This is a genomic window from Arenibacter sp. F26102 (genome assembly GCF_023015865.1).
Taxonomy (GTDB): domain Bacteria; phylum Bacteroidota; class Bacteroidia; order Flavobacteriales; family Flavobacteriaceae; genus Arenibacter.
In genome coordinates, this window is record NZ_JALKBC010000005.1 from 252,535 (window position 1) to 265,305 (window position 12,771).

Annotated in this window: 16 protein-coding genes; 12 read left to right on the plus strand and 4 right to left on the minus strand. The window is 38.4% G+C overall.

Features of this window, described 5'->3' with window-relative positions:
• Positions 1-25 precede the first annotated feature (25 nt).
• The 5 genes from MWU78_RS08895 (at position 26) to MWU78_RS08915 (ending at position 3,929) form a co-directional block, all read left to right on the plus strand.
• Positions 26-1,576: an SDR family oxidoreductase gene (locus MWU78_RS08895; RefSeq protein ID WP_246997089.1), complete on the plus strand. Its 1,551-nt coding sequence runs from the start codon at positions 26-28 to the stop codon at positions 1,574-1,576.
• Positions 1,577-1,686: 110 nt separating this feature from the next.
• Positions 1,687-2,466: a HipA family kinase gene (locus tag MWU78_RS08900; RefSeq protein WP_246997090.1), complete on the plus strand. Its 780-nt coding sequence runs from the start codon at positions 1,687-1,689 to the stop codon at positions 2,464-2,466.
• The gene (locus MWU78_RS08905; protein ID WP_246997092.1) at positions 2,456-2,839 is read left to right on the plus strand and encodes a DUF3037 domain-containing protein; all 384 of its coding nucleotides are present in this window, start codon (positions 2,456-2,458) and stop codon (positions 2,837-2,839) included. Before MWU78_RS08900 ends, MWU78_RS08905 begins: the two co-directional genes overlap by 11 nt.
• Before the next feature lie 328 nt (positions 2,840-3,167).
• Positions 3,168-3,362, plus strand: a complete 195-nt coding sequence (locus tag MWU78_RS08910) for a cold shock domain-containing protein (RefSeq protein ID WP_031444295.1) — start codon at positions 3,168-3,170, stop codon at positions 3,360-3,362.
• A 117-nt stretch (positions 3,363-3,479) separates the two neighbouring features.
• Positions 3,480-3,929, plus strand: a complete 450-nt coding sequence (locus MWU78_RS08915) for a KTSC domain-containing protein (RefSeq protein WP_246997094.1) — start codon at positions 3,480-3,482, stop codon at positions 3,927-3,929.
• A 241-nt stretch (positions 3,930-4,170) separates the two neighbouring features.
• Here the strand turns inward: MWU78_RS08915 and MWU78_RS08920 are convergent, their stop codons facing one another.
• A complete protein-coding gene (locus MWU78_RS08920) occupies positions 4,171-4,560 on the minus strand; it encodes a DoxX family protein (protein WP_246997096.1) in 390 nt (129 codons plus the stop codon).
• A 138-nt stretch (positions 4,561-4,698) separates the two neighbouring features.
• Here MWU78_RS08920 and MWU78_RS08925 point away from each other — a divergent pair, with 138 nt between their 5' ends.
• From MWU78_RS08925 to MWU78_RS08945, 5 genes are all read left to right on the plus strand, one after another.
• Positions 4,699-5,328, plus strand: coding sequence for a TetR/AcrR family transcriptional regulator (locus tag MWU78_RS08925; RefSeq protein WP_246997098.1), 630 nt, complete (start codon positions 4,699-4,701; stop codon positions 5,326-5,328).
• Positions 5,329-5,399: 71 nt separating this feature from the next.
• The gene (locus MWU78_RS08930) at positions 5,400-6,536 is read left to right on the plus strand and encodes an MBL fold metallo-hydrolase (RefSeq protein WP_246997100.1); all 1,137 of its coding nucleotides are present in this window, start codon (positions 5,400-5,402) and stop codon (positions 6,534-6,536) included.
• 7 nt (positions 6,537-6,543) lie between these two features.
• Positions 6,544-6,750: a hypothetical protein gene (locus MWU78_RS08935; protein ID WP_246997102.1), complete on the plus strand. Its 207-nt coding sequence runs from the start codon at positions 6,544-6,546 to the stop codon at positions 6,748-6,750.
• 104 nt (positions 6,751-6,854) lie between these two features.
• Positions 6,855-7,736, plus strand: a complete 882-nt coding sequence (locus MWU78_RS08940) for a carbon-nitrogen hydrolase (protein ID WP_246997104.1) — start codon at positions 6,855-6,857, stop codon at positions 7,734-7,736.
• Positions 7,737-8,765 (plus strand): agmatine deiminase family protein, encoded by a 1,029-nt coding sequence (locus tag MWU78_RS08945; protein ID WP_246997106.1) that lies wholly within the window; start codon positions 7,737-7,739, stop codon positions 8,763-8,765.
• Positions 8,766-8,900: 135 nt separating this feature from the next.
• On the opposite strand, the gene MWU78_RS08950 is transcribed toward MWU78_RS08945, so the two are convergent.
• On the minus strand, positions 8,901-9,266 hold the full coding sequence (locus MWU78_RS08950; protein ID WP_246997108.1) for an ArsC/Spx/MgsR family protein: 366 nt from the start codon (positions 9,264-9,266) through the stop codon (positions 8,901-8,903).
• A 21-nt stretch (positions 9,267-9,287) separates the two neighbouring features.
• On the minus strand, positions 9,288-9,503 hold the full coding sequence (locus tag MWU78_RS08955) for a hypothetical protein (RefSeq protein WP_246997109.1): 216 nt from the start codon (positions 9,501-9,503) through the stop codon (positions 9,288-9,290).
• Positions 9,504-9,907: 404 nt separating this feature from the next.
• On the opposite strand from MWU78_RS08955, the gene MWU78_RS08960 reads away from it, so the two are divergent.
• Together MWU78_RS08960 and MWU78_RS08965 are read left to right on the plus strand one after the other, a co-directional pair.
• The gene (locus MWU78_RS08960; RefSeq protein ID WP_246997110.1) at positions 9,908-10,921 is read left to right on the plus strand and encodes a zinc-binding alcohol dehydrogenase family protein; all 1,014 of its coding nucleotides are present in this window, start codon (positions 9,908-9,910) and stop codon (positions 10,919-10,921) included.
• An 18-nt stretch (positions 10,922-10,939) separates the two neighbouring features.
• Positions 10,940-11,410 (plus strand): RidA family protein, encoded by a 471-nt coding sequence (locus MWU78_RS08965; RefSeq protein ID WP_246997111.1) that lies wholly within the window; start codon positions 10,940-10,942, stop codon positions 11,408-11,410.
• 67 nt (positions 11,411-11,477) lie between these two features.
• Here the strand turns inward: MWU78_RS08965 and MWU78_RS08970 are convergent, their stop codons facing one another.
• Entirely contained in the window at positions 11,478-12,584 is a 1,107-nt protein-coding gene (locus tag MWU78_RS08970; RefSeq protein ID WP_246997112.1) for a Gfo/Idh/MocA family oxidoreductase, read from the minus strand.
• Between the last annotated feature and the right edge of the window lie 187 nt (positions 12,585-12,771).

Sequence of the window (12,771 nt, forward strand, 5' to 3'; positions counted from 1 at the left end):
ATTTATCCGTTGGAATATATTAAAAATGAAAGAAGATCTAAAGGCGAATAAAAATGCAATCACTCCAGAGGAGATAGATAATTGTATTGCACTCTTGCGGCAATTAGTGGACCATACAGATCAGATATTTGATATTCCAAAAGAAAAAAGAACGGAATTAATAAAGGTATCGGGGCAATTTTCCAGACCCAATAGGGAAGAATTTTCCAGAAGAAAAAAAGACGGTAAGAAAAGTGCCCTGCGCAAAAAAGCTGCCAGGGACAAAAATGCCCGTAAGGAAACAGGTATTAGAAATGCACGCGAGGCCCACATATTTGTAGCCCCTAAACTTTTGCCTTCTGCAGAATTGGTCAATCATAAAAAACAAGAACTGCAGGTATCAAGGAACTGTTATGTTTGTAAAACGGAGTTTAGCGAATTACATCATTTTTATGATACGATGTGCATAAAATGTGGTGATTTCAACTATGCCAAGCGTTTTCAATCAGCTGATGTAAAAGGGCAAGTTGCCGTTGTAACCGGCTCTAGATTAAAAATTGGCTATCATATTACTTTAATGTTATTACGTGGAGGGGCTACTGTAATAGCTACTACCCGGTTCCCTGTTGATTCGGCATTGCGCTTTTCCAAGGAAGATGATTTTATGGAATGGGGACATCGATTAAAAATACACGGTCTGGATTTACGTCATATCCCAAGTGTGGAAATATTTTGTAATTATATAGAGCGGCAATATGACCGATTGGATATTCTTATAAATAATGCAGCGCAGACCGTACGACGGCCCGCTGGCTTTTACCATCATTTGATGTCCAAGGAAGAAAGCCCCATATCACTACTTCCTCCAGATGCACAAAAAGTTTTGAGCGATCATACAAGTTGTTTACAGGAATTAAAAGAATTAACCTCGGGCGCGTCTCCCAATCAGAATATGCCTGTTACCTGGCATGGACCGGAAGCAGGAATCGGAATAAGGGCTTCGGCCAAATTATCGCAAATTCCATATAGTTTTGATAATGTCTTGGTGGCACAAGAAGTATTTCCCACAGGCGAATTGGATGCTGATCTTCAACAGGTAGATTTACGCAAGACCAATAGTTGGCGACTTAAACTGGGTGAAATAGAAACTACTGAAATGTTGGAAGTACAATTGGTAAATGCCGTTGCCCCATTTGTATTGTGCAACCGTTTAGCAGAATTAATGAAGAAGGAGAACACAGGACAAAAACATATCATTAATGTATCGGCAATGGAAGGGAAGTTTCATCGTTCTTTTAAGGAATCGCGTCACCCACACACCAATATGGCCAAAGCCGCTTTAAATATGCTTACGCATACCGCTTCAGGGGAATTGGCAAAAGCCGGAATCTTCATGAATGCCGTGGACACAGGATGGGTTACGGATGAGGACCCCGCTGAACTATCTAAAATGAAACAGGAGGTTTATGATTTTCAACCGCCTTTGGATATAGTGGATGGTGCCGCAAGGGTTATGGATCCTTTAATTGACGGAATTAATAGCGGGAAACATTGGTCCGGTAAATTCCTGAAGGATTACTTTCCAATTGATTGGTAATTGTATCCAACCAAATTATAGCTTGACATTTCATTAATCTAAAAAAAGCAGACCAATTCACAGGAATACAAATTCTATTTTACACAATTAACTTTTTTATCTTCGTGCTAATGAATTCAATTGATATAAGAACGGTTGATGTTGTTCAATATATAAAACCATTACGGGAAGGTGGTTCCCTGCCAGCTATCGTAAAGGCCGACGATGGATTTTTATATGTTTTAAAATTCAGAGGGGCAGGACAAGGAAAAAAGGCTTTAATAGCCGAACTTATCGGAGGCGAGTTGGCTCGGGCCGTAGGACTTAAGGTACCTGAATTGGTGTTTATGAATCTAGATGATTCATTTAGTAAGACTGAACCGGATGAGGAAGTTCAAGATTTACTTAAATTTAGTGTAGGCCTAAATCTAGGTTTACATTTTTTGTCCAGTGCCATAACCTATGATCCATTGGTTTCCAAGGTAGATGCTTTAATAGCATCAAAAGTTGTACTACTGGATAGCATTATGAGCAATATAGACCGGACGGCCAAAAACACCAACTTATTGCAATGGAATAATGAATTGTGGGTAATTGATAATGGTGCCAGCTTTTATTTTCACCATAATTGGGAAACATGGAAAAATCATCTTACAAGAACCTTTCCGCTCATAAAAGACCATGTGCTCTTAGATTTTGCCACAAAGTTAAAAGAGGCGGCATTAGTGATTAAAGGATCACTAAGTGCCGAAAAAATTGCTGAAATCATAGCTTTAATACCGGAGGAATGGTTGTTGAACGAGGCCGATGACTTAAATCCCCATGAAATTAGAGCGGCTTATATTGAATATATAAATGCCAAACTTGCTATGATCGATACATTAGTTAAAGAGTCTGAAAATGCAAGATAAAGATAAATACGAATACGCAATTATTAGACTTGTTCCTAAGGTGGAGCGTGGAGAATTCTTTAATATTGGGGTAATACTTTTTTCAAGACGGAAGAAATTTTTGGAAGTAAAGTATTTAGTAGACCCCAAAAAATTGAAATGCTTCTCAAATGAAATTGATATAAATGCAATAGAAGAATATTTAAAGGCTTGGTCATTGGTATGCAAAGGAGCACCTTCTGGAGGAGCAATCGGCAAACTGGATTTAGCTGATAGATTTCGTTGGTTAACTGCCTCCAGGAGTACTATGATCCAGAGTTCTGAAACACATTCTGGCTTATGCCATGATCCAAAAAAAGAACTGGAAAATCTATTTGAAAGCTACGTTTTATAGGAGGAATGATAGCATATATGGTCCGCCCAGTGATTATATTGATTAATTGTAGATATTAAAATCGGGAATTGATATACGGGATTTAAAGTTTTTAGATTCCGCTACAAGCTTCCATATACCTATGGTCTATTTTGACAGAAAAGGGAGGATAATTAGGGGTATTACAGGGGGCATAGGTCATTGGTTTGGGCGATAATATATGTGAAAATACCAAGTTTTTCGTGCCTAAAAATATTGTTAATAAATATAAATGAACTAATTCGCTGTATTCTAAATTATTAGCGCCATCTTTGCAGGATAATATTATAATAAATTTAATTACATTACAATGAGTAGTAAAGGAACAGTAAAATTTTTCAATGACACTAAAGGTTTTGGTTTTATCACTGAAGAAGGTGTTGAAAAAGATCATTTTGTACACATCTCTGGATTAATCGATGAAATTCGCGAAGGCGATGAAGTATCTTTTGATCTTAAAGAAGGTAACAAAGGATTAAACGCAGTAAACGTACAAGTTATATAATATATACTTCCATGTTTAATGAAAATGCCCATCATTTATGATGGGCTTTTTTATGTTCAAAAAACGACAAATTTCAAGAAATAAGGCGTAGTTTCGCGCCCTCTAATAAACTGGTGTATGAAGCGCATAAATGAGTACAAGAAATTATTTGGAATAGAAAAGGAGATCGATCTAAAGTTGCTGAAGAAAAGTTACCGCGACTTGGTAAAGGAATGGCATCCTGATAAATTTCAAGAAGGAGATAGTAAACGTGAGGAAGCGGAAGTGAATAGTCGCAAGATTATAGACGGCTACCATTTTTTAGTGAGTATAGCTCCTGAAACCAAAGCTGCAAACCTAGAGGCATATACCGAAACTATTAATAATTCTGGTATTGCCGATTACCATCACAAAGGCCTTTTATTGGAAATTACATTTGTGGATGGATCTACTTACGAGTACTTTGGCGTTACCAAACAGGTTTATATCAAGATGGTTAATTCCAATACCGTTAATCGTTTTGCTAAACGTATGATCTATCCTAAATACACCTACAGACAATCTAAAAAACAGCTTCAAGAAGCATAAATGTTTTATGCTTAAAGACAATCACTTGGCCAATTTTGCCAAATACATTGGTTAGCTATATAACGTAAAAAGAGAAATCCCAACGGGCTTTCTCTTTTTTTTTGTGGGGTGTTAGAACGTTGTTTTGGCCTTTATCCGTCATAATAATCAATATCGACCCACCTTCACAATCTAATTCCAAAGGATTATACATCGTTTAAAATTGTATGGATTATTATAGAAATCCAATGCTTTTATGTAATTATAAGCCATCCAGGAGTACTTCGGCAACAACTATTCCGATTGATAAAATAAATAGGATTAAGGCGGGCAAGGACTTAATATTTGGGTCATCGGCCTTAAAATGCATGGCAATGGCACCTAACATGAATATTCCCATGGCACCTGCAGCAGGGGTACTTAGATCCTTTATCCAAATAGAGATCAATAACAATACTGCCAGAGAAACCTTAATGGTGCCTATTATATACATAATTGCAGGCGAAAGACGATAAGTTTCGAATTCTTCCTTCATGGATTTGGCATCACCTCCTCGCCATGGGGTGGGTTTGTTGAAACGGATAAACCATACATTTATAATGCTAATGGAAATAATGATCTTGGCCGCAACCATGAAGTAAGAAATTAGCATAGCTCTTTGGTAAATTAAAAGTTGGTCAAGGTTCTTTCTTCCTAATATAGGAAATATGCACTGAATTTAGATCAATTATTAAATTATTGATTCTATTTTATAGTTGATTTGTCAATCGTTATTGCAATGACACCCTAAATGTCAAAATTTTATATAAACGAATATTTATTCGATTTAAATATTTATATTTGCGGCGTGAGGGTAAAGGATGAAACAAAACAATTGGCCATAGTAGAAAACACTTTAGAAGTAGTTTTTGAAAGGGGCTTTGCCGGAATTAAAATGGCGGACTTGGCTAAACGAGTAGGACTATCCGTGTCCACGTTGTATGTTTATTACAGAAATAAAGAAGATTTAATAGTATCCATTGCCACCGATTTAATCGCCAGGGAAACACAGAGAAGCGAACAGGAGATATCGGAAAATTTACCATATAAGCTTAAACTAAAAACACTGTGGTTGTTTTGGATAAACTTCAGTATTAACCATAGAAAGGAAATGAGCTTCCTGGAACAGTTAAAGAAATCACCGTATTACGATAAAGTTCCAGTGTCCGTTAAGGAAAGCAAAAGTAAGTTGGCCAAGGAATTAATTGACTTGGGGAAAAAGGAAGGTCTGCTAAAGAATATTGATAACGATATTCATTTTGCGGTTATAGGGGCCATAATGGGGGAGACCGTAAAATTAATTATGGACAGAAAATTGGAATTGAATAAGAAAGACATAGACCTGATGTTTTCCACGGTTTGGGACGCCATTAAAAGTTAGTTTTTTTTTGGATTATAACAGAATAAATATTCGATAATAAAGTAATTGGTGTCATATTGGTGGCAAAAACTATGAATCAACTAAAAAAAATAGTAAAGAACATGGGTATAATTATTGGCAGCGGACTTTTTATGGTGATTGTAATTGGTGTCTTTTTTTTGTATTTAAGCCCAGAGTTTGGAGGTTCTCCTACTTTGGAGCAGAAAACGATCTACCTTAAATCGGCCAATTATAAAGATGGAAAGTTTATCAACAAGGAACATGTAAAACTGGATATGAGTATGCGCGATATGGGGAGAAGTCTGGCTGGCTATTTTGGACCATCACCACTAACTAAACCCAAAAGGGATATTTCAGTGGAGAAATTGGATTCATTGGATATCGTTAATTATAAAGACAGCACTCGCCTTATCTGGTTTGGTCATTCTGCTTTTCTGTTACAAACGAACAATAAAACAATTTTGATCGATCCCATGTTCGGAAATGTACCTGCACCACACCCCATGTTGGGGAGTAACAGATTTAGCAGGGAATTGCCTATAGCTGTGGAAAAACTTCCAGTTATAGATGCTGTAATTATTTCACATGATCATTACGATCATTTGGATTATGGCTCTATACAGAAACTAAAAGAGAAGGTGAATATGTTTTATACCCCATTGGGTGTTGGTGTGCACTTACAAAAATGGGGAGTGGAAAAAGAACGTATTGTAGAGTTGGATTGGTGGCAGGAAGTCAATCATGAGGGGTTCATATTCAAATGTACCCCGGCCCAGCATTTTTCCGGAAGGGGATTTTCCGATCGGGCCAATACCTTATGGAGTTCTTGGGTAGTACAATCAGATACCGATAATATTTTCTTTAGTGGAGACAGTGGTTATGGCCCACATTTTAAGGAAATAGGAGAGAAATTTGGTCCATTCGATTTTGCCATGATTGAGTGCGGACAGTACAATGAGATGTGGCCCGATATTCATATGTTTCCAGAGGAGACCGCCCAAGCAGGCCTGGATGTGCGGGCAAAACAGATTATGCCCATTCACTGGGGAGCCTTTAAACTGGCAATGCACCCTTGGACAGAACCCGTAGAACGCCTTTCCAAAAAAGCTAAGGAACTCAATTTGGATTTAATAATACCAAGAATTGGTGAACCTATAAATATCGATAAGTTGAATGTGCGAACCACTGAATGGTGGAAAAAATCTTAATAGAGGTATGATTACAATTTTTAAGACAGATATAAGCGAGGAACAGGAGTCCAGAGTAAGGCAATTTTTGGAGCTATTTAAGGAGATTTTAAAAATAGATTTCGATTTTGAGGATTGCGATAATATACTGCGTATCGAAACCAAAGACAATATAACGCTACATGTAGAAATCGTCCTAAATTCCAACGGTTATTTCTGCAAAGAACTTTTGTAGCAATATGTGCTGCCATTGAAATGCTCTTTTTGAGCTGGGCCATATAAATGGCCTAAATATTATATAATAAATATTACTTTTGCAGCATCTTTTATAATAACTATATGAAGAAATATAAGATTGCAGTAGTACAGTTAAACCTAAATGATGTTGCCGAAAACAACTTGAAAAAGTGCGTCACTTGGGTTAAAAAAGCAGCTAAACAAGGTGCGGAGGTAATTTGTCTCCCAGAACTATATAGTAGCCATTACTTTTGTCAAAGTGAGGACACCGACAATTTTGCCTTGGCGGAACCATTATACGGTACCTCCTTTAAGGCATTTAGTGCTTTGGCCAAGGAATTGGGAGTGGTCATAATTGTCCCCTTTTTTGAAAAGCGGATGGCTGGCATTTATCACAATAGTGCCTATATTATTGATACCGATGGTTCGGAAGCGGGATTATATAGAAAAATGCACATTCCGGACGATCCACATTTCTACGAAAAATTTTATTTTACCCCAGGAGATCTGGGCTTTAAGAACAATCCTACCAAAAAAGGTAATATTGGAACTTTGATTTGTTGGGATCAATGGTACCCTGAAGCAGCAAGGCTTACTGCACTTAAAGGTTCGGAGGTCTTATTTTACCCAACAGCCATTGGTTGGCATCCTCAAGAAAAGGAGGAATATGGGGAAAAGCAATACAATGCATGGATGAATGTCATGAAAGGTCACGCCGTAGCCAATGGTGTTTTTGTTGCCGCTGCCAATAGGATAGGACTGGAGCAATACTTGCCAAATACAGCGGGAATAGAGTTTTGGGGAGCATCTTTTATCGCGGGGCCACAAGGTGAAATCTTGGCCCAGGCATCCCATGACAAGGAAGAGATACTTATAGCCGAAGTGGATTTAGATTTACAGGAAAATGTACGGCAAAATTGGCCATTCTTTAGAGATCGCCGTATAGATGCCTTTGCCGATTTAACCAAAAGAGCCTTGGATTAAATGAGAAGATTTCCTGCAGAATGGGAAAAACAGCAAGGAATTTTGCTCTGTTTTCCGCATAACGGTAACGATTGGCCCGGAAAATACAGGGCCATACAATGGGCCTTTGTAGAATTTATAAAGAAGGTAACTACCTATGAACAGGTTTTTTTGGTAGTGGACAGTGCCGAGCATCAGGACAAGGTGTCAGAAATGCTGGAACAGGCAACTGTGAACCTTAAAAAGGTCAGTTTTATAGTTCAGAAAACCAACCGTAGTTGGATGCGCGATTCAGGACCCATTATTGTTAAAAATGGCAAGAACCGCGAGGCCTTAAACTTTAACTTTAATGGTTGGGCCAAATATTCCAATTACAAACTGGACAGAAAGGTACCCAAGGCCATTTCGGAAATCTTGGAAGTGCCTTTGACACAGGTGTTGTACAAAGGAAAACCAGTGGTTTTGGAAGGTGGAGCGTTGGAAGTAAATGGAAAGGGAACTTTGATTACTTCAGAGGAGTGTCTTTTACATCCAACAGTACAGGTTAGAAATGCAAACTTTACCAAATCGGATTACGAAACTATCTTTAAGGAATACCTAGGTGTAACCAATACCATTTGGGTGGGTGATGGCATTACAGGAGACGACACCCATGGTCATATTGACGATTTGTGCAGATTTGTGGATGAGGAAACTATAGTAACAGTAGTAGAGTCCGACCCGAAGCATAAAAATTATAAGGCCCTTCAAGATAATTTGAAACGGCTTCAAAAAGCTACCTTGGAAAACGGGAAATCTCCAAGAATTATTACGCTGCCAATGCCAAAGGATATTGTTTTTGAGGATTTGACCCTGCCCGCCAGTTATGCCAATTTCTTGATTCTTAACAACTGTGTGTTGGTTCCTACATTTAATGATGCCGCAGATAGAATAGCTTTAGATACGCTGGCTACATGCTTTCCTGATAGGGAAGTCATAGGTATTAGCGCTATAGATCTTATATGGGGCTTTGGTACGCTGCATTGTTTGAGTCAGCAGATACCAGTGTAAATTTAGATTGACCTCAAATAGGTTTCGACTACGATCAATCTCTATAGAATGACCGGGCGAAGTCGAAGCCATAGGAATTAAACTTCTTTTTAAAAACCGATTATTGTTCTCTGCCAGCTGTAATTCTGGAGGTAATTATATTTTAATAATATCGGTTGGAGTTTCCACTAAAATGGTCATTTCGCCACGTAGTGCTATCGGCTGCTTCATAATTTCAGGGTTGTGCCTTATCATTTTAATCCAGTCGTCTGTAGAAAATTCATGATGGTCAAAATGGGTTTTATAGGATGGATGTTCCTGATTTACCAAGTCCTTTACCTCAATATTCAATTTGTCTGCCAATTCCACTATTTGGGTTCCCGTTAGGGTGACCTTTAAGATGTCTATCTCATGTATCGGAAGGCCCTCGGCCTTGGCGTATGCCAAAGTTTGCTTGGCCCTTGTAGATTTGGAACTGTAATACAAGGTAATCTGTCTTTCCGATGTAGCTATTTCTCCCATATTCTTTATTTTAGAATTGCACTACCCATTTTTTTTATGGGTCTCTAAATGATGTTTTAATAATTGCTTTAAACTCTCCAAATAATCTTGCAAAACGGCCTTATCTACATCGGGATGAGTTTTTGTAGGAATAGTCAAAGGGTTTTCATCCAGAGAACGATATAATTCTGGGTAATTGGTCTCGATATTGGAGGTGAGCTGCGTAATTTGGCCTAATACTTTTCTTAAATCATTCATTTTAAAACAGTATTGATTACATACTATAAATATAAAGAAGTTTTTAATCCAAAACTCTGACGATGGTCATATAAATCCTATTTACTGTACAATAATCCTTAAAATATTCATTGGCCGTCCGAATTTTATTAGTTCACGACTACGGAAACAAATTAAAGACTTGTTCTTGCTTATCTATGCTTGTCAATTTTACTCCCATGTGTTTATATAAGGTTTATGACCGTTCATATGGTGTTATTTTTTAGGTGTAACCATATTTTGGTGCTATTTCAATTATATTTATGTAGCACAAACCTTTAAATGGGTATAAATACCCATTATATTTACTATAATGGTTTAAGCTGTATACAACTACCTTTAGGGTGCAATTTAGAGCGACAGTATAACAATATAAAAGAACAATAATGAAAGCAATAGGATTTAAACGATCATTACCCATTACGGAAAAGAATAGTTTTATAGCCTTTGAAACGGAGAAACCAACCCCAAAGGGATATGATTTGTTGGTTAAAATATGGGCCATATCCGTAAACCCGGTCGACTTTAAAGTTAGACAAAATGCAGCAAAGGATATGGTGTTGGATACCCCTAAAATTATAGGATGGGATGCGGTAGGAGTCGTGGAGGCCAAAGGTGATAAAGCTACAAAGTTTAAGGTGGGAGACCATGTGTATTATGCCGGTGACATTACCAGAAGTGGGAGCAATGCGGAATATCAGCTTGTTGATGAACGTATTGTAGGTCACAAACCTACAAACTTGAGTGTTCCTGAGGCCGCGGCAATGCCATTGACGAGCTTAACCGCTTATGAAGCATTGTTCGACCGCATTAGGATAGACCCTGAAAAAGACAAGGGAAAATCTGTTTTGATTATTGCGGGTGCCGGCGGGGTAGGCTCCATCGCCATTCAATTGGCCAAGAAATTGTGCAACCTCACGGTTATCGCCACGGCTTCTCGAGAGGATTCCATATCCTGGTGCAATGATTTGGGAGCGGATTATGTAGTGAATCACTACAACCTAAAAGAGGAATTGGAGAAAATTGGCCATAGTCAGGTCAATTATATATTGGATTTCGTGGATCTGGATGGGTATTGGGAATTGGCCGCGGATATAATTAAACCCCAAGGGCACATTGTTTCCATTACGGGCAGCAGTACACCCTTGGATATCAATTTGTTAAAAAATAAAAGTGTTACTTTTTCATGGGAGTTTATGTACACCCGTTCCATGTTCAATACGGAGGACATAGAGCGGCAGCACGAAATTTTAAACCATATAGGCCAATTATTGGATGAGGGTATTTTAAAAACTACATTGACTACTACGCTATATGGATTTACGGTTGAAAATTTAAAGGCAGCACATGAAATGCAAGAGTCCGGTAAAACCATCGGGAAAACGGTAATCCTTTATTAGTTAAAAAATTCCAAGAAAATGACCGTTGAAGAAAATTTAGAGAGTTTAGGTATTGTAGTACCCAAAATAGCCCCAAGAGGGGTAGGGAATTATGTTTCGTGGACAATTTCCAACAATATTCTTTATACTTCCGGCCAGTTGCCATGGAAAGACGGGGAATTCGGAGTTTTGCCATACACCGGTAGGGTAGGGAGCGATCTAAATATAAAGGAGGGCTATGAATGTGCACGTATTTGCGCCATCAATGCCATTGCGCAATTGAAAGATGCGGTTAAAGACTTGGAAAGGGTTAAAAAAATTATCCGCTTGGATTGCCATATACAGGCTGCCGAGGGGTTTAAGGATCATTCAGATGTTTTGGATGGTGCTTCGGATGTAATGAATCAAGTGTTTGGGGAAAGGGGAATCCACACCCGATCGGCAATCGGGATTTATCAATCACCATTGGATGTGCCGGTAATTGTCTATTTAATTGCCGAAGTAGATTAAGTACAGTTTTGGAATAAGGCCAACCTTTGATTTTAAATTTTTAGCTACTATACAATGGGCTAAAACATTATAAATCAACTTTTTTACCTGTTTTTACTGCCTTGTAAATGGCATCTATAATCTTTAAATCTTTAAGCCCCTCTTCCCCATCAATGGGAACAATAGGTTGTACCCCCTCAAAAATAAGTTGCGCCATACCATCCATCTGAAGGGTCTGGTGGGTTATATGTGGTTGTGTTAATTCGCCCTTATGTGTTCTGCCCTTAATAGGGCCATAGCCCGTGGAGGGTTGCATTTCTGCATAACCCTTTTCTCCATTTAGAAAAAAGCGGTCCAAATGGCTCATGGCATAGGTAGAAAGGCACGAGGCTACTGCACCGCTGGGAAATCCCATTTGAAATTGTATGGTTTCATCCACACCTTCCTTGAATTTAATGGGGTCGGTCTTGGTTTCTTGGGCCGTTACCCAAATTGGTTCCTCACCTAGCATATAACGGGCTCCGTTAATGGAATAAATACCAATATCCATCATAGCACCGCCACCGGCCAGTTTTTTATTCAATCGCCATTGTGTTGGGTCTCCAATAGTAAATCCGGATAGTCCTTGAAAGAACTTGAGCTTTCCAAATTCTCCGGCCTTTCGCATCCGTATTACTTCTACCGTCTTGGGTTCATAATGCATGCGATAACCTACCAATAATTTCACATTTGCAGCTTTACATGCATCTACCATTTCCTGACCTTCCTTGGCATTAATGCCCATTGGTTTTTCACAAATTACATGCTTACCCGCCTTGGCTACCCTTATTACCTGATCTTTGTGCAGACCGTTTGGTGTAATCACATACACGGCATCAATATCCGGGTTGTTTTTAACTTGATCAAAAGTGTCGTAGTTATAACAATTTTTTTCAGGTATATCATACTTGGCGCGCCAGTCGACCACTTTTGAGGGAGTACCACTTATTAATCCCACCAACTTTGCCCTCTGGCATGATTCCATGGCTTTCGCAACTCGAGTACCATAACTTCCAAGTCCCATTATGGCAACCCTTAAAATGGGGCCATCATAAGGCTCACTGGAAGCTGCAAACAGCTGTGCAGGACTGTATAAAATTGGTAAACTCATTGCGGAAACGGTTAATTTTCCCAAAAAATCTCTTCTAGAACCCATAATGATCGCATTTGTGTGTCCTAAAAATAACTAAAATGAAGTTATACCGCCAATAGTTAAAGAAATGTTTTGCCATAAATAATTTACTTTTCATATTCAGTATCAATAACTACTAAAAATTAGTTGGTCAATAAGAGCCTTCAACCCATTTGCCAGTTGGTCTATATTGTTCACGGCGGCCAATAAG